This window comes from Burkholderia vietnamiensis LMG 10929 (assembly GCF_000959445.1).
Taxonomy (GTDB): domain Bacteria; phylum Pseudomonadota; class Gammaproteobacteria; order Burkholderiales; family Burkholderiaceae; genus Burkholderia; species Burkholderia vietnamiensis.
This window is the reverse complement of record NZ_CP009632.1, coordinates 816,512-834,011: the sequence shown is the minus strand read 5'-3', so window position 1 is coordinate 834,011 and position 17,500 is coordinate 816,512. Positions and strand designations below refer to the sequence as shown.

General features: G+C 70.9%; 17 protein-coding genes. 13 read left to right on the top strand and 4 right to left on the bottom strand.

Annotated elements, in window-relative coordinates; translation table 11 throughout:
* Positions 1 to 368: 368 nt before the first annotated feature.
* The 3 genes from AK36_RS28530 (at position 369) to ftsH (ending at position 3,538) form a co-directional block, all read left to right on the top strand.
* Complete coding sequence (locus AK36_RS28530; RefSeq protein ID WP_045579790.1) at positions 369 to 1,016, top strand: BON domain-containing protein; 648 nt, start codon at positions 369 to 371, stop codon at positions 1,014 to 1,016.
* A gap of 71 nt (positions 1,017 to 1,087) precedes the next feature.
* Entirely contained in the window at positions 1,088 to 1,597 is a 510-nt protein-coding gene (locus tag AK36_RS28525; protein ID WP_011880370.1) for a BCAM0308 family protein, read from the top strand.
* A gap of 33 nt (positions 1,598 to 1,630) precedes the next feature.
* A complete protein-coding gene (gene ftsH / locus AK36_RS28520; protein ID WP_011880369.1) occupies positions 1,631 to 3,538 on the top strand; it encodes an ATP-dependent zinc metalloprotease FtsH in 1,908 nt (635 codons plus the stop codon).
* A gap of 88 nt (positions 3,539 to 3,626) precedes the next feature.
* On the opposite strand, the gene AK36_RS28515 is transcribed toward ftsH, so the two are convergent.
* Complete coding sequence (locus AK36_RS28515; RefSeq protein ID WP_045579789.1) at positions 3,627 to 5,423, bottom strand: adenosylcobalamin-dependent ribonucleoside-diphosphate reductase; 1,797 nt, start codon at positions 5,421 to 5,423, stop codon at positions 3,627 to 3,629.
* A gap of 195 nt (positions 5,424 to 5,618) precedes the next feature.
* On the opposite strand from AK36_RS28515, the gene AK36_RS28510 reads away from it, so the two are divergent.
* The 3 genes from AK36_RS28510 to AK36_RS28500 all read left to right on the top strand — a co-directional run bounded on the left by AK36_RS28510 (position 5,619) and on the right by AK36_RS28500 (position 8,679).
* The gene (locus AK36_RS28510; RefSeq protein ID WP_034193930.1) at positions 5,619 to 6,554 is read left to right on the top strand and encodes a 1-phosphofructokinase family hexose kinase; all 936 of its coding nucleotides are present in this window, start codon (positions 5,619 to 5,621) and stop codon (positions 6,552 to 6,554) included.
* A 78-nt stretch (positions 6,555 to 6,632) separates the two neighbouring features.
* Positions 6,633 to 7,430: a polysaccharide deacetylase family protein gene (locus tag AK36_RS28505; protein WP_014726006.1), complete on the top strand. Its 798-nt coding sequence runs from the start codon at positions 6,633 to 6,635 to the stop codon at positions 7,428 to 7,430.
* Entirely contained in the window at positions 7,423 to 8,679 is a 1,257-nt protein-coding gene (locus tag AK36_RS28500) for a putative glycoside hydrolase (protein ID WP_045579788.1), read from the top strand. The genes AK36_RS28505 and AK36_RS28500 overlap by 8 nt, the downstream gene beginning before the upstream one ends.
* 222 nt (positions 8,680 to 8,901) lie before the next feature.
* On the opposite strand, the gene AK36_RS28495 is transcribed toward AK36_RS28500, so the two are convergent.
* Both AK36_RS28495 and AK36_RS33540 read right to left on the bottom strand, forming a co-directional pair.
* Positions 8,902 to 9,378 carry a lecithin retinol acyltransferase family protein gene (locus AK36_RS28495; protein WP_011880364.1) on the bottom strand — a complete coding sequence of 159 codons (477 nt, stop codon included), beginning with the start codon at positions 9,376 to 9,378 and terminating at the stop codon, positions 8,902 to 8,904.
* Positions 9,379 to 9,419: 41 nt separating this feature from the next.
* Positions 9,420 to 9,818, bottom strand: coding sequence for a hypothetical protein (locus AK36_RS33540; protein ID WP_131754552.1), 399 nt, complete (start codon positions 9,816 to 9,818; stop codon positions 9,420 to 9,422).
* A 24-nt stretch (positions 9,819 to 9,842) separates the two neighbouring features.
* Here AK36_RS33540 and AK36_RS28485 point away from each other — a divergent pair, with 24 nt between their 5' ends.
* Positions 9,843 to 10,316: a hypothetical protein gene (locus AK36_RS28485; RefSeq protein WP_011880362.1), complete on the top strand. Its 474-nt coding sequence runs from the start codon at positions 9,843 to 9,845 to the stop codon at positions 10,314 to 10,316.
* A gap of 119 nt (positions 10,317 to 10,435) precedes the next feature.
* The gene (locus AK36_RS28480) at positions 10,436 to 12,832 is read left to right on the top strand and encodes a serine hydrolase (protein ID WP_174479798.1); all 2,397 of its coding nucleotides are present in this window, start codon (positions 10,436 to 10,438) and stop codon (positions 12,830 to 12,832) included.
* A 115-nt stretch (positions 12,833 to 12,947) separates the two neighbouring features.
* On the opposite strand, the gene AK36_RS28475 is transcribed toward AK36_RS28480, so the two are convergent.
* A complete protein-coding gene (locus tag AK36_RS28475) occupies positions 12,948 to 13,421 on the bottom strand; it encodes a hypothetical protein (protein ID WP_011880360.1) in 474 nt (157 codons plus the stop codon).
* Between the two features lie 339 nt (positions 13,422 to 13,760).
* On the opposite strand from AK36_RS28475, the gene AK36_RS28470 reads away from it, so the two are divergent.
* Genes AK36_RS28470 through AK36_RS28450 form a run of 5 tightly spaced genes read left to right on the top strand, consistent with a single transcriptional unit; the run spans position 13,761 to position 17,490 of the window.
* Complete coding sequence (locus AK36_RS28470; protein ID WP_045579787.1) at positions 13,761 to 14,177, top strand: DUF1924 domain-containing protein; 417 nt, start codon at positions 13,761 to 13,763, stop codon at positions 14,175 to 14,177.
* Between the two features lie 12 nt (positions 14,178 to 14,189).
* Positions 14,190 to 14,699 carry a diheme cytochrome c gene (locus tag AK36_RS28465; RefSeq protein ID WP_052691599.1) on the top strand — a complete coding sequence of 170 codons (510 nt, stop codon included), beginning with the start codon at positions 14,190 to 14,192 and terminating at the stop codon, positions 14,697 to 14,699.
* On the top strand, positions 14,665 to 15,402 hold the full coding sequence (locus tag AK36_RS28460) for a cytochrome b/b6 domain-containing protein (protein ID WP_045579786.1): 738 nt from the start codon (positions 14,665 to 14,667) through the stop codon (positions 15,400 to 15,402). The genes AK36_RS28465 and AK36_RS28460 overlap by 35 nt, the downstream gene beginning before the upstream one ends.
* Before the next feature lie 28 nt (positions 15,403 to 15,430).
* Positions 15,431 to 16,096, top strand: a complete 666-nt coding sequence (locus AK36_RS28455; protein ID WP_045579785.1) for a response regulator — start codon at positions 15,431 to 15,433, stop codon at positions 16,094 to 16,096.
* Positions 16,093 to 17,490 carry an ATP-binding protein gene (locus AK36_RS28450; protein ID WP_045579784.1) on the top strand — a complete coding sequence of 466 codons (1,398 nt, stop codon included), beginning with the start codon at positions 16,093 to 16,095 and terminating at the stop codon, positions 17,488 to 17,490. Before AK36_RS28455 ends, AK36_RS28450 begins: the two co-directional genes overlap by 4 nt.
* Positions 17,491 to 17,500 lie beyond the last annotated feature (10 nt).

Sequence of the window (17,500 nt, the reverse complement as noted above, 5' to 3'; positions counted from 1 at the left end):
GCGCCCTCGGGCGTCGCCGCTTCGGCCTCGTTTATATCCGACGATTACCGGGTTTCCCCTTGATCTGGGTCACTCGGGCCGGATTGCGTGTCGAGCGGCCCCTCGATTGACGCGCGCACCGAGACGTGGCCGCGATGCGGGCGCGTCGGCGCGGCCGGCTGTGCCGCCGCGGCGTCGTCCTTTTTGGCCGAGCGGGGCGATCGAAGCAGCGCGGGGCGGACGGCGGCGCACCGACGCGCGGCCGCCGCGAGCCGGCCGTTGCTTGATCCTCGTCAAGCCGTCGCGGCCGCCGTGCGCGATGCTGATCGCGATGGTGCACGGATCCGGTCGCAAACGTCGCGGCCGGCATGCGCCGACGGGAGACCGGCATGAAGTCCGACGCCGTACTGAAGCAGGATGTCGAGCAGGCGCTGTTCTGGAATCCGGCGATCGATGCGCGCCGGATCGACGTCGAGGTCCGCGACCGGATCGTGACGCTGCGCGGCAGCGTCGACAGCTGGGCGCAGAAGCTGGAAGCGCAGAAAACCGCTTTGCATGTCGCCGATGCGCGCGCGCTGGTGCTCGAACTGAGCGTCACGCCGCCGGAAAGCGCATGCGCCGACCACGAGCTGGCGATCGCCATCACGTTCGCGCTCGGCTGGCAGGAGGCGCTGCGCGATCACAAGATCGCGGTCGAGGTCGATCACGGCTGCGTGACGCTCGACGGCGAAGTCGACCATGCGTATCAGAGCCGCGCGGCGGAAGCGATGGTGAGCCGGATGACCGGCGTCGTCGGCGTGGCGAACCGCATCCGCGTGCGCGCCGACCAGACGGTGCCGGACGTCGGCGCGCGGATCGCCGACGCCCTCGCGCGTCGCGCGCGGCGCGAATCCTCCGGCATTTCGATCGACGCGAGCGACGGCGTCGTCACGCTGTCGGGCACCGTGGCGTCGCTGGCCGACAAGCGTGCCGTGTGCGGCGCGGCTGGCGCAGTGCGCGGCGTACGGCAGGTCGTGGACCGGCTGACCGTCGCCTGAGCGTTGCATGACCGGTGCGCGAGCGTCGCACGACCGTCGCGCCGGTGTTGTCCACTGTCAGGAGAAAGGCGATGAACCGTTCGAATGGCGGCTCCGGCCGCAACCCTCTGCGCCGCGACAAGCGGATGCAACCGCATACGAAGGACAGCTATCGCGAGCCGAAGCGGCCCAAAGGCGACCGGATCTGCGAGGGCTGCGGCGCGGTCTGCGACGCGGGCCGCTGGACCTGGTACGCGACGCCGCGCGATCGGCGCCAGCTCGAATGCCCGGCCTGCAAGCGCATGCGCGAAAACGTGCCGGCCGGCGAGCTGGTGCTGCACGGCGCGTATCTGCACGCGCATCGCGGGATGATCCTCGAGCTGCTGCAGCGTCAGGCCGACATGGAGACGAGCGAGCACGCGCTCGAGCGCATCATGGAGATCGAGCGATCCGCCGATTCGGTCACCGTGCGCACGACCGGCGCACACATGGTCAGGCGCCTAGCCGACGCGCTGCTGCATGCGCATCACGGCAGTCTCGCGATCAACTATCGCGACGGCGAAGACATGCTGCGTGCGCACTGGACGCGCGACGATGCGTGAACCGGTGCTGGGCCGCCCGGCAGGGTCTAGCCGATGAAAAAAACCTTCGACTACTCCGGCCTGCTGATTCCGATCGCGTTCGCGGTACTGATCGCGGTTCAACTGTTCGGGCGTCAGCCGGCGGCGACCGCGATCTCCTACAGCGATTTCCACCACCTCGTGGAAGCGCGGCTCGTCGACGATCTGGAGATCGGGCAGACGTCGATCTCCGGCACGCTGCGCATGCCGCAGGCGGGGGCGGCGCTGCCGGCCTCCGACGCGGCCGACGTGAAGGCGGCCGGCGCGCCGTGGCGCTTCACCACGAACCGCGTGAGCGACGACAATCTGGTTGCGGCGCTGACCGCGGCCGGGATTCGCTACCGCGGCGCGGCCGATACCGGCTGGATCGGCACGCTCGCGACCTGGATCTTTCCGTTGATCGGCTTCGTCGTGATCTGGACGTTCATGACGCGCCGGCCGGGCGGGATGCGCGACCTGAGCGGGATGGGCAAGAGCCGCGCGCGCGTGTACATGCAGAAGGAAACCGGCATCACGTTCGACGACATCGCGGGCATCGACGAGGCGAAGGCAGAGCTGCAGCAGATCGTCGCGTTTCTGCGCGATCCGGATCGCTATCAGCGGCTCGGCGGCAAGATTCCGAAGGGCGTGCTGATCGTCGGCGCGCCGGGCACCGGCAAGACGCTGCTCGCGCGCGCCGTCGCCGGCGAGGCGGCGGTGCCGTTCTTCACGATCAGCGGCTCGGCATTCGTCGAGATGTTCGTCGGCGTCGGCGCGGCGCGCGTGCGCGACCTGTTCGAACAGGCGCAGCAAACCGCGCCGTGCATCGTCTTCATCGACGAGCTCGATGCGCTCGGCAAGGCGCGCGGCGTCGGGCTGATGTCGGGCAACGACGAGCGCGAGCAGACGCTCAACCAGCTGCTCGTCGAGATGGACGGCTTCCAGGCCAACTCCGGCGTGATCATCATGGCCGCGACCAACCGGCCGGAGATTCTCGATCCCGCGCTGCTGCGCCCCGGCCGCTTCGACCGGCACATCGCGATCGACCGGCCCGACTTGAACGGCCGCAAGCAGATCCTGACCGTGCATACGAAGCGCGTGAAGGTCGCACCCGGCGTCGATCTCGCCGAGCTCGCGCAGCGCACGCCGGGCTTCGTCGGCGCCGATCTCGCGAACGTCGTCAACGAAGCCGCGCTGCATGCGGCCGAGCTCGGCAAGCCGGCGATCGACATGACCGATTTCGACGAGGCGATCGATCGCGCGATGACCGGCATGGAGCGCAAGAGCCGCGTGATGAACGAGCAGGAGAAGCGCACCATCGCGTACCACGAATCGGGGCACGCGCTCGTCGCGCAAAGCCGCGAGCATTGCGATCCGGTGAAGAAGGTGTCGATCATCCCGCGCGGGATCGCGGCGCTCGGCTACACGCAGCAGGTACCGACCGAAGATCGCTACGTGCTGCGCAGGAGCGAACTGCTCGACCGGCTCGACGTGCTGCTCGGCGGGCGCGTGGCCGAGGAAATCGCGTTCGGCGACGTGTCGACCGGCGCGCAGAACGATCTGGAGCGCGCCACCGCGCTCGCGCGCCACATGGTCATGCAGTACGGGATGAGCGAGCGGCTCGGCCTCGCGACGCTCGACGACGGTGCACTGCAGCACGGCGCGCCGGGCGTATGGACGCCGGGCGACGGCCACTGCAGCGAACACACGGCGCAGCTGATCGACGAGGAGGTGCGCGCGCTGCTCGAGGACGCGCACGCGCGCGTGACCGCGACGCTCGCCGCGCACCGCGATGCGCTCGAACGGATCGCGCGCAGCCTGCTGCAGCACGAATCGATCGACCACGACATGCTGGTCGCGCTGATCGCGGCGCCGGACGACGCCGGCCCGACGTCGGGCGCCGCATCGACCGATACTGAAAGCGTCAGCGGCACGTCCGCCTGACGGCCGGAGCGGGGCGGGGCGGCGTTCATCGCTATCGCGTCGCGTGTGGACCGCCGGCTGCCGTCCGCCGGCTGTCGCGCGGTTCGGTTCAACAACCGATGCAGACCGGCCCATCGCGGCGCGCTTGCGTCGCGTCGTCCATGACGACCGCCGCGAGCCGCGGGTCGGGCCGGAACACCGTGATGCCCTTCAGACCGTCGCGCCACGCCTGCACGAACAGCGCGTCGACCTGCGCGAGCGAACACCGGTCGGGCAGCGTCACCGTCTTCGAGATGCCGGCGTCCACGCAGGGCTGCAGCGCCGCGAGCATCGCGACGTGATCGGCCGGTGCGATCTCCGCCGCGGTCACGAAATAGTCGGGCAGCCGCTCGTGCTCGCCATGCAGCGCGCGAAACAGCCGGTAAGCGTGATTCTGCGCATGAAACTGGCGGACCTGACCGTCGGCCGTATGCACCATCCGGCGCTGGGTCCAGCCGACGGCCGGCTCGATCCCGTTCGAGCAGTTGTCGCAGAACGCGAGGCTCACGCTGCCGGCCGGCGCGAACGACAGCAGATGACTGTTGCGCAGCCCGTGCCGCGCGATCGCGTGCTGTACGTTCAGCGGCAGCAGCGTGCGGTGCGCGGGGCCGGTCAGATAGTCGGCCGGATCGTATGCCGGAAAGGCGCCGCGTTCGGCCGCCAGCGCCGCCGACGCGGCAAACGCATGTTCGCGCATCGACAGCACGATCGAGCGCGCGAAGGCGCGGGCGTCGGCGCTGTCGTAACGCAGCCGCAGCATCGTCAGCGCGTCGGCCAGCCCGGTTACGCCGACGCCGATGCGGCGCGTGCGCCGCGCCTCGCGCTGGTGCGCGGCGAGCGGCCATGCGGTCAGGTCCAGCACGTTGTCGAGCATGCGGACCTGGATGCGCACCGCGTCGGCGAGCGTCGCGAAGTCGAAGCGCGGCTTGCCTTCGACGCCGAACGGGTGCAGCACGAACCGCGACAGGTCGATCGGGCCGAGCACGCAGCTGCCGTACGCGGGCAGCGGCTGCTCGCCGCACGGGTTGGTCGCGTCGATCCGTTCGTGCTCGCGCAGCGGGTTCGCAGCGCGGATGGTGTCGACGAACAGCAGCCCCGGTTCGGCGCTGTCGCGCGCCGCGGCGACGATCTCGTGCCACAGCGTGCGTGCCGCGACCGTCGCGTAAACATGATTTCCGTCCGGCTGGCGTGGCGCCGCGATGGACGCCCGGTGCGGCGGCGCACGATGGACGAGCGCCCACGGCCGGTCGTGCAGGACCGCTTCCATGAAGGCGTCGGTGATGCCGACCGACACGTTGAAGGTCGGCCAGCGCGAACGTCCGCGCTTGGCCGCGACGAATGCCGCGAGGTCCGGATGATCGCAGCGCAGGACGGCCATCTGCGCGCCGCGGCGCGGGCCGGTGAACGGCAGCGCGCGGCACATCGCATCGAAGCGGTCGATCGCCGCGCATGCGCCGGCGTCCGACGCCGCGCGGCGCTCGTAGGCGTCGAGCGGCGGCACCGGCGAGAAGTCGTAGCCGATTCCGCCGCCCATCAGCAGCGTGCGCCGCGCGTCGCCGAGCGCGTGCGTGAGCGCCGCATCGACGGCCCGCGCGCGCGTGTCGGCCGGCATCGCGAGCGGATGGACGAAGCAGTTGACCATCGTGCCGCCCGTATCGGCGCCGGCGTTCGCGAGGATGCGGCCGGCGCCGATCGCGCCGCGCTGCAGGTTCTGGAAGAACGCACGCTCGCACTGCGCGCGCAGCTCGGGCGGCTCGGCGAGCGACAGCGCGCGCGCGACGCGCTGGAATACGGCCGCACGCGACGTCTCGCCGGGCTGCGCGTAGCGCTCGGCGAACACGGTGCTGCACAGCGGCTGCTCATCCATGGAGGGCTCGGCGGCGAAGAATGATTCACTGTAGGAGCCTGCACGCGTGCGTCGTTGATCGAGCGCAATCGTGTGCGGTTGCGGGATCGATTGACTGGCATCAACGCCGCGACCGTCGCCGCACGTATGGTGGAGCCACGGCCGGCGCGCGCACCGTCGCGGCGCGCGTGCCATCGACTGCACAAGACCCACACCATGACAGATATCGTTACCGTTACCCTGAACCCGGCCGTCGACGTCGCGACGTCGGTCGAGCACATCGTCGACACGCACAAGCTGCGCTGCGCGCGGCCGCGCCGCGACCCGGGCGGCGGCGGCATCAACGTCGCGCGGACCATCCACCGGCTCGGCGGCGACTGCGTCGCGCTGTACCTGGCCGGCGGCCCGACCGGCGACGTGCTGACGTTGTTGCTCGAGGCCGAGCGCCTGCCGAGCGTGCGCATCCGGATCGTCGGCGAGACGCGCGAGAACGTCTGCGTGACCGAGACCTCGACCGGGCGCGAATACCGCTTTTTGATGCCGGGGCCATCGGTGAGCGACGCCGAGTGGCGCGACTGCGCGGCCCGCCTCGACGCGATGCAGCCGGCGCCGCGCTATCTCGTGCTGAGCGGCAGTCTGCCGCCCGGCGCGCCCGACGATCTGTACGCGACGCTCGCACGGGCCGCGAAGGCGCGGGGCAGTCGCGTCGTCGTCGACGCGTCGGGCCGTGCGCTGGCCGCGGCGCTGGAGGAGGGCGTTCATCTCGTGAAGCCCAGTATCGGCGAGCTCAGCGCGCTGGCCGGCGAAGCGCTCGACGATGCGTCCGCGTGTCGGGTGGCGAGCGAACTCGTCGCGCGCGGCCAGGCCGAGATCGTCGCGTTGACGCTCGGCGCGCGCGGCGCGTGGGTCGTCACGCGCGATCGGTCGTTGCGTCTGCCCGGGCGGCCGGCAGCGGTATGCAGCACGGTCGGCGCAGGCGACAGTTTCGTCGGCGGCATGGTGTGGGCGCTGGCGCGCGGCGTGCCGCTCGACGACGCGTGCCGCTATGCGCTCGCCGCATCGGCTTCGTCGGTCGAGCATCCGGGCACCGCCCTGTGCACGCGCGCGGACGTCGAGCGCATCCACGACGAAATCGTTGCGCTCGCAAGCTGATCGGTGATCGTTGATCTGGCTCAGCGGCATGCGCGCCGCGATCGCGAACAATGGGGCAGCCCGTCTACGAGGACCGCCATGGCCTTGCGCATGCTCGTCTGTCTACTCCTGCTGTCGTGCGTGCCGCCGCTGTGGGCGGCGGACGACGCAGGCGCCGGTGCGCCGCAGCCGCAGCGCGTGCTGATCCTGGCCTACCACCGGTTCGCGACGACGCGCGTCGATTCGATGACGGTGCGCATCGACACGTTGCGCGACCAGTTGCAGGCAATCGACGCGAACGGCTACCGGATCGTGCCGCTCGCCGACGTCGTGCGCTGGCAGCGTGGCGATGCGGTTGCATTGCCCGCGCGTGCGGTCGCGATCACCGTCGACGACGGTCACCGCTCCGTCTACGACGTGCTGCGCCCGCTGCTCGCGGCGCATCCGATACCCGTCACGCTGTTCGTCTATCCGTCGGCGATCTCCAATGCCGGCTATGCGATGACGTGGGATCAGCTGCGCGCGCTCGGGCAATCCGCCGACGTCGCCATCGAGTCGCATACGTACTGGCATCCGAATTTCCATACCGAGCGGGCGCGGCAGACGCCGGCCGACTACCGGCGCTTCGTGTCGTTCCAGTTGCGGCGCTCGCGCGAGCGGCTCGAGGCCGAGATCGGCCGGCCCGTCACGCTGCTGGCCTGGCCGTTCGGCGTCCACGATGCGCAGACCGACGAGCAGGCGGCGGCCGAGGGCTACGTCGCCGCCTTCACGATCGATGCGCGCCCGGTCCGGCGCACCGATTCCGCGATGGCGCTGCCGCGCTATCTGATGACCGACGCGTGCGACACGCGCTGCATGAACGGACTGCTGAGAAGCGCCGGAGGAAGCCATGATTGAGCGCGTGATCGCGTGTCTGCTCGTATTGTTCGCCGCGGTCGCCGCGCAGGCGGCGCCGGTGTCGATCACCGTGGTCGATGCGACCAACGGTCATCCGCTGGCCGGCGCGATCGGCCATGCCGGCGGCGTGAACCGGACCGCGGATCGCGACGGCGCGTTTTCGCTGGAGCTCGATGCGGCAGGTACGCGCGTGAGCGTGCGCGCGCCCGGCTACGCGCGCGCCGAGCTCACGCTGGCGCCGACCGACGCGGCCCATACGATCCGGCTGGCGCCGGTGCGTCCGAAAGCGGTTTACCTGTCGGCGTACGGTGTCGCGGACCACACGTTGCGCGACGCCGCGCTCGCGCTGCAGGGCACGACCGCGATCAACGCGCTCGTCATCGACGTGAAGGGCGACAGCGGCGTCACGCCGTATCGCAGCGTCGCGCGCGACGTGTCCGGTGCGGCGAGTCATGCGGCGGGCGCGATCGTGCATCCGCCCGATCTGCCGGAGCTGCTGCGGACGTTCCATGCGCGCGGCCTTTACGTGATCGGGCGCATCGTCGTGTTCAAGGACGACGCGCTGGCGCGTGCGCATCCCGAATGGGCGGTGCGCGATGCGGCGGGGGAGATCTGGCAGGATCGCGAGCATCAGCGCTGGATCGATCCGACGTCGCGCGCGGCGTGGCAACACAATTACGACATCGCCGAAGAGGCGGCCCGGATGGGCTTCGACGAAATCCAGTTCGACTATCTGCGGTTTCCCGACGCGAACGGCCTGCGGTTCGCCGAGCCCAACACCGAGGCCAACCGGGTCGCGGCGATCACCGGTTTTCTGACCGGCGCGCGCGAGCGGCTGCGTCCGTACAACCTGTACCTGTCGGCCGACATTTTCGGCTACGTGTGCTGGAACAGCGACGACACCGCGATCGGGCAGCGGCTCGATGCACTGGGCACGGTGGTCGACTACGTGTCGCCGATGCTGTATCCGTCGGGCTTCACGTGGGGGCTGCCCGGCTGCCGCAAGCCGACCGAGCATGCCGGCGAGATCGTCGCGCGGTCGCTGGCCGAGGCGAAGCGCCGGACCGGGATGGACGGCGTGCGCTTCAGACCGTGGCTGCAGGCCTTTCGCGACTACGCGTTCGATCATCGGCCGTTCGACGCCGACGAGATCCGCGCGCAGGTCGATGCGGCCGACGCGGAGGGGACTGATGGGTGGATGCTGTGGAATCCGCGTAATCGCTATGATCCGGCGGCGTTGCCGCGGTGAGTGGGAGGTTGCGGCGGGTGGCCGGGGCGGCGCGAATCGGTGCCGCGATGGGACGGAGAGGCTATCCGTGAGCGATGCGCGACAATGCGGTCGTGATGGCGAACGGGTCGGTCGGCATCGGCGAGTCGAATTGCGAGCGGGCGGGTGAAGCGCTGTGCGGTCCGGCGCGACCGCCGGTGATGCGGCGGCAGTTGCTGGCAGGCCAGTAACGCGCCATGCCGTTTACCCCCGTCCACCCATCCCCGGATACAACCGCGCAGCCAGCACCCAGGCGATCAGCATCGCCGCGACCGCGAGGCCATGTGCCGGATTGCGCAGGCACGACGCCACCTGTTCGCTCCGGCCGACGCCGAACAGGCACCACAGGCAGAAATGCTCGCAGTTGTTCGTCAGCAGCCGGTAGCGGCATTCGCCGAGGCGCGACGCCGCGCGGCGCGCGGCCTGCATCCCGTCGTAGGGCGCATGCGCGTGGCGCACGACCGCGAGCGCGCGGCCGGCCCGGAAGCCGTCGAGCGTGACCACTTCGACCGGGCCGCCGCTCGGATCGCGCGACCAACCCGCGTAATGAATCACGTTGCCGTCGCCGATATAGATGCCGTGATGCAGATAGCCGGGTCGGCGCGTCACGAGGTGCGCACCGACCGGCGGTTCGCCATTGGAATCGGCGGCGTCGGCGTGCGCTGCGGTCGGATCGATCATCGCGAACTCCCAGTGCGGCGGCGGCGCGGACCAACCGTGCGTCAGCCGCTCGATGCATGGCGTACTGCCACGTCTTCAGTATTGGCGGCGACCCCGCGCGACACAATCAGCTCGGCCTGAGCTTGCTGTCCGACGTCGGGCGGCCGTGTCGGCAATTTCCGACGGCCTGCGCAGGATCGCCTGACAGCGCGCGCCGACACCATGCCGCCCGTCCGCCATTCACCCGCGGTACGCCGCTCGGCCGCGCGCCCCGACCGCCGCGACGCGATCGCGGTAACGCTTGCGCTTCGTCCGGTTTTGCGCGCCTCGACCGGAACGCCGTTGACTTGCATCAATGGGAAATCGACGTTCCGCGCGACGCTCACAGCATCGCCAAAGCGAACGCACGACGCCGTCGCACGCAGCACCGCGCCGCGATCGACGGGCGGCCGTGTAGCCACGCGTGCTCAATCAGGAGAGTGAAGATGCGGACCACCACCATCAAGATGCTGTTGGCAGCCTGCGTGCTGACGCTCGGCGCGAACGCGCTGGCCGACACCGCGAACGAGCCGATCTCGCGTAACGGCGTCGTGTACATCACCGGCGGCATCGGCAGCGACGAAGTCACCGCGTTTCGCGACGTCGCGCCGCGCTACAACCTGCGGATGACGTTCACGTCGAAGGCCGGCCACTATCTGTCCGACGTCGACGTGAAGCTGGCGTCCGGCAAGTCGGCGCTTCTCGACGTACGCACCGGCGGCCCGTTCCTGTTCGCTCGCGTGCCGCCGGGCAGGTACACGATCACCGCGCGCGACCGCGCGGTGCAGGAGGTCCGGCACGTGGTCGTGCCGGCGCGCGGCGGCGTCGAGGTCCGCTTTGCCTGGCGCGACCCCGAACGCGAAGGCGCGATGCGCCTCTGCACCGGCTGCCCGGCCCCGCAGCAGCAACCGGCGCGCTAGCCGCGCGGCGGGTCGGCGCCGACCCGAAGGTAGGCGTGCAGGACTCCCGGCCTCGGCTCGGCAGCGACGCGCTCGCATGCCGGCCTCGATCCATCCGCCGCCACGAAGGAGGCGATCCAGTGGAACGCGTTCGATCGGCACGATTGCGCCGTGCTGTCGCGCTGAGCGGCGCGTTGTTGCTCGCGTTCGGCCCACTCGGCTCATTCTGCCCATTCGGCGCGGCCGACGCGTGGGCGCAAGCCGACGCGCCCGCTGCGTCGCAGCAGGCGGCCGCGATCGACGCGGCAATCGCCGCGGAGATCGCGGACGGGCATCTCGCGGGCGCCGTGGTCGTGACCGGCGACGCGGACGGCGCGCGCGTGCGGGTCGCCCGCGGTGCGCGCGTGACGGGCGAGCAGGCCGAGCCGATGACGGCCGACACCGTGTTCGACCTCGCGTCGCTGACCAAGCCGTTGGCAACGGCCGTCGCGATCATGCAGCTCGCGGAGCGCGGCATGCTCGGCCTCGACATGCCGGCCGCGCACTACTGGCCGGCGTTCGGCACGAACGAGAAGGCCGGCATCACGATCCGCCAGTTGCTCGCGCACGTGTCGGGGCTGCCGGCCGGCGTGTCGTCGGCCCGCGCGCTGCGCAGCCGCGCGGCCGTGCTCGCCGACATCGTCGCGATGGCGCCGGTCGCGACGCCCGGCACGCGCGTCCGTTACAGCGACGTCAATTACGTGGTGCTCGGCGAGATCGTCCGGCGCGTGTCGCACCGACCACTCGACGCATGGTGCGCCGAGCACGTGTTCGGGCCGCTCGGGATGACGAGCGCCACGTTCCGCCCAGCCGCCCCGCTGAGCGCGCGCGTGGCGCCCACCGTCGTACGCGACGGCCGCCTGCTGCGAGGCCGCGTGCACGATCCGGTCGCGGCGGCGCTGGGCGGCGTGGCGGGCAATGCGGGCATGTTCGCGAGCGCGGACGATCTGGCGCGCTTCGCGCGCATGCTGCTGAACGGCGGCACGCTCGGTGCGACGCGGGTGCTGAGCGCGCGCAGCGTCGCCGAACTCGAAACACCGCTCCCGGCCGACACGCCAAGCGAGCTGCACACGCCCGGCTGGGCGGTCGGGCCGCCGCTCGTGGCGAACCGCTACCGGCTGCCGCCGGTCGGCGCGCTGCAACACCTCGGCTACACGGGCACGGCGCTATGGATCGATCCCGTGACGCGTCGCTTCGCGATCGTGCTGACGAGTCGTCTCTATCCGGACGAAACCGGCACCGCGATGCCGTTGCGCGCGCTCGTGGTCGGCATCGTATCGAGCGCGGCGGCGCCGGTCACGCCGGCGCAGATCGCCGCGCGCGTGCCGCCGATGGCGGACGCGCTCGCCGCAGCCGTCCGGCCGCCGCCATCGCGCGGGCCGGTGCTGGCCGGCATCGACGTGCTGGCCGCGAGCGGCTACGCGGCGGTGGCCGGCAAGCGCATCGCGCTCGTCACGAACCGCAGCGGCTTCGACCGGTTCGGCCGGCGCACGGCCGACCTGCTCGCGCACGCGCCGGGCGCACGGCTCGTTGCGCTGTTCGCGCCCGAGCACGGGCTCGGCACCGACGTGGACGACACGTTCGGCGACAGCGTCGATGCGGCGACCGGCGCGGTCGTTCACAGCCTGTACGGCGAGCGCCGCACGATCGCGCCCGCGCTGCTGGCCGACGTCGACGTGCTGGTGGTCGACCTGCAGGACGCGGGCGTGCGCTTCTTCACGTACCTGGCGACGCTCGGCTATGCGCTCGAAGCCGGCGCGGCCGCGCATCGTCCGGTGATCGTGCTCGACCGTCCCGATCCGCTCGGCGCCGACGCGTTCGGCGGGCCCGTCGCCGACGCGGGGCCGTCGACCTTCACGCGCTACTACGCGCTGCCGCTCGCGCCCGGCATGACGATCGGCGAACTGGCCCGGCTGTTCAACGACCGGCTGCAGATCGGCGCGACGCTCAGCGTGGTGCCGCTGGCGAACTACGCGCGCACGATGCGCTTCGACGACACGGGGCTCGGCTGGTTGCCGCCATCGCCGAACCTGCGCGATACGGCCGCGCTGTCGCTCTATCCGGAGACGGGGCTCGTGGAGGGCGCGGCGGTCAGTGTCGGGCGCGGCACCGCGACACCGTTCAGCGTGGTCGGCGCGCCGTGGATCGACGCGCGCAGCGTCGCGGACGATTTGCGCGCGATGCGGCTCGCCGCGACGTTCTCGCCGGTCCGCTTCGTGCCGACCGAGGGCCCCTATCGCGGCAGGCTCTGCGAAGGCGTGCGCATCGAACGGCTGCCGGGCGCGACGCGGCCCGGCGAGATCGGGCTGGCGCTCGCGCTGGCATTGCACCGCCGTTATCCGGCGCGGTTCCGGATCGATGCGATCCGCGCGTCGGTCGGCTCGCGCGAGGTGGCCGACATGCTGGAAGCGGGGCGCTCGCTCGACGACATCGAAGCGTTCGTCGCTGCGCAAAATGCCGCGTTCGCGCCCGAGCGGGCGGCGTTCCTGCTGTATTAAGCGCGGGTCGGCGTGCGGCGTCGGGTGTTCGGCCGGCTGCGCAACGGAACGGCGTCGCCGTGGCCGCCGCACGTCGCGGCGGCGCACCCTTGGCGCTGCCGACCCGGTCGGAAGCTCAGAACTGCTGGTCGTAGTTCAGGCGGACATGCTCGACATGCGTCGAGCCGTCTCGCGTAATCGCGAGGTCGATGTGATAGATGCCTTTCCAGCGTGCGTCGAACACGTGCCCGTACGTGACCGCATTGCCGTCCCGCGCCGGTTCGAGCTGCATCTGCTTCGGCTTCGTATGAAACGAGCTGGCTTCGCTGCGCGGGCCCTTCACTACGGCCGTGATGTGCGCGTTTTCGATGCGCTTGCCGGTCGACCGGTCGAACAGCGCGACGGTCAGCAGATACAGGTTCACGTTCGACGACGCGTCGGCGGCGCTGCCGCCCGCTGCGGCAGTCTGATTCGCCGGCACCACGCCGAAGTTGACGGCAATGTCGCCGGACGTCACGCTGCGCGTCAGGTCGTTCGCAGCGGCAGGCGCTACCTGTCCGACCAGCAATGCCAGCCACGCAAGCAGTACAACGAAAGGTCTCGATCGCATCGAAGTCTCCTCGGGGATTGGGCTGCCGCATCGGCCGTGCACGTGCGGAGCAAACGGTAGCGCGTCCATGCTGACGCGGAACGCGCGTGCCGGCTTGATGCAGGTCAAGCGCCACCACGCCATCGGGCCGGCGCGCCGCTCGTTTCGGTGCGCGAGCGGCCGCATCGCGTCCGACGCCGGCTCCAGTTCCGGCTTCGGCAGGTGTCGCAACGTTTGACGTGCGTCAAGGCGGCACGAGTGTATGACCGTCAGCTCGCCGCCGAACGGTGACACGCCGCTTCCTTAAGAATCCGGTAAGGAACGCGCCCGAAGATGAATGCATCGCTCAGGAGGATCACGATGCGTCTATCTGACTCGGTTCGCATGCTGCGCCGGTCCTGCGCGGCGGCCGCGATATGCATGGCCGCCGGCGCCGGCGCGCATGCCGAAACACCGGCCGCGTTGCTGGCCGGCTACACGGCGCAGGCGGGCACGGCCGCGGTGCCGTTGCGCGGACAACAGTTCTTCACGTCCCGCCACGGACGCGAATGGAGTTGCGCGAGCTGTCACGGTAGCTCGCCGACCGGTGCAGGGCGGCACGTCGTGACCGGCAAGACGATCGAGCCGCTCGCGCCCGCGTTCAACCCGGCGCGGTTCTCGGACGGCGCACGCTCCGAAAAATGGTTTCGCCGAAATTGCAAGGACGTCGTCGGGCGCGAATGCTCGGCTACCGAAAAGGCCGACATCCTCGCGTGGCTGATCACGTTGAAACCCTGAAGGGGAACGCAGATGAACCGTGTCGAACCGACGATCTCGTCGTGGCGCCCCGCGCTGCGGGCCGGCGTCGCCGCGGCGCTGCTGGTTTCGCTGCTGCCGCACACCGTCCTCGCCGAAGACGAAATGCGCGGCATGGCCGTGCCGCTGCTGCCCCGCTACAAGCAGGAGTGCGCGACCTGCCATGTCGCCTATCCGCCCGGCGCGCTGCCGGCCGAGTCGTGGCGTCGCATCCTCAACGGTCTCGAGCATCACTTCGGCACCGACGCGACGCTCGATGCGGCAACCGTCGCGCAACTGCAGACCTGGCTGAGCGCGCACGCGGCGACGGGCGCTGCGGCGCGGCGGCCGCCCGACGACCGGATCACGCGCTCGTCGTGGTTCATCTCGACCCACGACGAAGTACCGGCCGCGGTGTGGAACAGCCCGGCAGTGAAGCGGCCGTCCAATTGCGCCGCATGTCATATGCAGGCAGACAAGGGAAATTTCGATGAACGATTCGTCCGCATTCCAGGCGCCCGCTGAACCGGCCACGCCGCGCGCCGAACGCGTGCTGGTGTGGGACGCGCCGGTGCGCGCGTTTCACTGGCTGATGGTGATCGCATTTGCCGGCGCGTGGCTGAGCGCCGAAAGCGAACGATGGCGGCTGATGCACGTCGCGTTCGGCTACACGATGCTGGCGCTCGTCGCGTTTCGCGTCGTCTGGGGCGTGGCCGGCACGCGCCATGCGCGCTTCTCGTCGTTCGTGCGCTCGCCGGCGGCCGTGGGCCGCTATCTGCTGAGCCTCGTGAAAGGCCGGCCCGAACATCACGTCGGCCACAACCCGGCCGGCGCGATCGCGATCGTCGCGATGCTGGCGATGACGGCCGCGCTCGGCGCGAGCGGCTGGGCCGCGTACAACGGTAACGGCGAAGCGTTCGGCGAGCTGCATGAAGGCGTGGCGAACGCGATGCTCGTGCTGGTCGCCGTGCACGTCGGCGCGGTGTTCGTCAGCAGCATCGTGCACCGCGAGAATCTGGCCCGCGCGATGGTGACGGGTTACAAGCGCGGTGCGCCGGCCGACGGCATCCGGCGCGCGTGGTGGAGCGTCGCCGCGATCATGACGGCCGCGGCGATCGGCTGGTGGTGGACGCAATGGCACGCGGCGCCGCAACCCGCGCCGGGCGACGGCCCGGTCGCGGCCGACATCGGACGCCCCGCGCACGGCGCGGACCGCGACGACGATTGACGGCCGCCGGCTGAGTGAGTGCCCGATCGTGCGCATCCTGCTCGTGGAAGACGATGTCCTGCTCGGCGACGGCATCCGCGCCGGGTTGCGCCAGCAAGGGTTCCAGGTCGACTGGGTCCGCGACGGCGACGCGGCGCAGCGCGAGCTGCGCGCGCACGTTCATGCGGCCGCGGTGCTCGACCTCGGGTTGCCGCTCGTCGACGGCATGGACGTGCTGCAACGCATTCGCCGCGACGGCATTGCGCTGCCGATCCTCGTGCTGACCGCGCGCGACGCGGTGCCCGACCGCATCCGTGCGCTCGACGCGGGCGCCGACGACTACGTGATCAAGCCCATCGACCTGTACGAGCTCGGCGCACGCCTCCGCGCGCTGGTGCGGCGCGCGCACGGCCGGCCGACCGAACGGCTGCGCGCGCACGACGTCGAGCTGGAGCCCGCGTCGCGCACCGCGCGCCGCGCGGGCGTGGCCGTTGCGCTGTCGACGCGCGAGTTCGACCTGCTGCACATCCTGATGCTCAACGCCGGGCGGGTGCTGTCGCGCGAGCAGATCGAGCAGTATCTGTACAGCTGGGGGCAGGAAGTCGAGAGCAATGCGGTGGAGGTCCACATCCATCGGCTGCGCGCGAAGCTCGGCAGCGAAGTGATCTGCACCGTGCGCGGTGTGGGCTACGTGCTGATGCGGGACGCCGCATGAAGGCGCTGCTGCCCGCGCGCTCGCTGCACGGCCGGCTGCTGACGCTGGTGCCGGCCGTGGTGCTCGGCGTCTGGCTCGCGACGCTGATGCTGACGTGGCTCGATGCGCAGCGCGAGATCGACCGGCTGCTCGACGGTCACCTCGCGCAGGCCGCCGCGCTGCTGGTCGCGCAGCAGGCGCGCGGGCCGGACGACGACGACACCGCGATCGACGCGCCGCTGCTTCATCCGTACGGGCCGCGTGTGGCGTTCCAGGTATTCCACGACGGCCGGCTCGGCCTGCATTCGGAAAACGCGCCGTCGCAGCCGATGGTGGCGCCCGAGCTGACCGGGCAGGCTCGCGCGTCGGGATTCTGGACCGTCGCGATCGACGGCGATGCGTGGCGCGTCTTCGTCGTGCACGGCGTGCGCCACGATGTCCAGGTGTTCGTCGGCGAACGGATCGATTCGCGCAAGTCGATCCTCGGCGCGGTCATGCGCAGCGCGTTCTGGCCGATGGCGGCCGCGCTGCCGCTGCTGGTGCTGGCGATCGGCTGGGCCGTGCGCCGCGGCACGTCGCCGCTGCGCGATTTCGGCCGCGCGCTCGCCAGACGTAACCCGCAGGCGCTCGACACGATTCGGCTCGAGCGCACGCCGCTCGAAATGCAGCCGATGCTCGACGCGCTGAACCGCCTGTTCGAACGGATTCGCGCGGTGATGGACGCCGAGCGGCGCTTCACCGCCGATGCGGCGCACGAGCTGCGCACGCCGATCGCGGCCGTCAGCGCGCAGGCGCAAGTCGCGCTGGCCGAGCGCCACGACGCGCCGCGCCGGCATGCGCTGCGCGGCGTGCTCGAAGGCTGCGATCGAGCCGCGCGGCTCGTCGATCAGCTGTTGTTGCTGTCGCGTCTCGATGCGGGCGCGCTGGCCCAGCGCGCCTCGGTGGACCTGGCGGCGCTCGCGAAACGCGTGGTCGCGGAAGCCGCGCCGCGATCGATCGACATGCGGCAGCGGCTGGAGCTCGACGCGCGAGCGCCGTGCCTCGTCGGCGGCAACGAGCCGTTGCTCGAGTCGATGGTGCGCAATCTGGTGGACAACGCGATTCGCTACAGCCCGGCCGACGCGTGCATCACCGTGTCGGTCGCGCGATGCGACGGGCGCACGACGCTGCGCGTCGAGGACAGCGGCCCGGGCATCGGCGACGACGATCTGCGCCGGCTGGGCGAGCGGTTCTTTCGGCCGGCGGGAAGCCGGCCGGGCGGCAGCGGCCTGGGCTGGTCGATCGTGCGGCGCATCGCGGCCGCGCATGAAGCGGACCTCGAGGTCGGGCGTTCGGCGGCGTTGGGCGGGTTGTGCGTCGTCGTGTCTTGGCCGGCCGCCGATGCAGCCGATGCAGCCGGCACAGCCGCGCACTAGGCAATCATGT

Bases quoted from the DNA above. Each gene is read 5' to 3' on its own strand.
- AK36_RS28450 (WP_045579784.1), top strand. From the start codon at position 16,093: ATGAAGGCGCTGCTGCCCGCGCGCTCGCTGCACGGCCGGCTGCTGACG.
- AK36_RS28530 (WP_045579790.1), top strand. From the start codon at position 369: ATGAAGTCCGACGCCGTACTGAAGCAGGATGTCGAGCAGGCGCTGTTC.
- AK36_RS28475 (WP_011880360.1), bottom strand. From the start codon at position 13,421: ATGCGATCGAGACCTTTCGTTGTACTGCTTGCGTGGCTGGCATTGCTG.
- AK36_RS28495 (WP_011880364.1), bottom strand. From the start codon at position 9,378: ATGATCGATCCGACCGCAGCGCACGCCGACGCCGCCGATTCCAATGGC.
- AK36_RS28525 (WP_011880370.1), top strand. From the start codon at position 1,088: ATGAACCGTTCGAATGGCGGCTCCGGCCGCAACCCTCTGCGCCGCGAC.
- AK36_RS28470 (WP_045579787.1), top strand. From the start codon at position 13,761: ATGCGTCTATCTGACTCGGTTCGCATGCTGCGCCGGTCCTGCGCGGCG.
- AK36_RS28500 (WP_045579788.1), top strand. From the start codon at position 7,423: ATGATTGAGCGCGTGATCGCGTGTCTGCTCGTATTGTTCGCCGCGGTC.
- AK36_RS28460 (WP_045579786.1), top strand. From the start codon at position 14,665: ATGAACGATTCGTCCGCATTCCAGGCGCCCGCTGAACCGGCCACGCCG.
- AK36_RS28465 (WP_052691599.1), top strand. From the start codon at position 14,190: ATGAACCGTGTCGAACCGACGATCTCGTCGTGGCGCCCCGCGCTGCGG.
- AK36_RS28505 (WP_014726006.1), top strand. From the start codon at position 6,633: ATGGCCTTGCGCATGCTCGTCTGTCTACTCCTGCTGTCGTGCGTGCCG.
- AK36_RS28510 (WP_034193930.1), top strand. From the start codon at position 5,619: ATGACAGATATCGTTACCGTTACCCTGAACCCGGCCGTCGACGTCGCG.
- AK36_RS28515 (WP_045579789.1), bottom strand. From the start codon at position 5,423: ATGGATGAGCAGCCGCTGTGCAGCACCGTGTTCGCCGAGCGCTACGCG.
- AK36_RS28485 (WP_011880362.1), top strand. From the start codon at position 9,843: ATGCGGACCACCACCATCAAGATGCTGTTGGCAGCCTGCGTGCTGACG.
- ftsH (WP_011880369.1), top strand. From the start codon at position 1,631: ATGAAAAAAACCTTCGACTACTCCGGCCTGCTGATTCCGATCGCGTTC.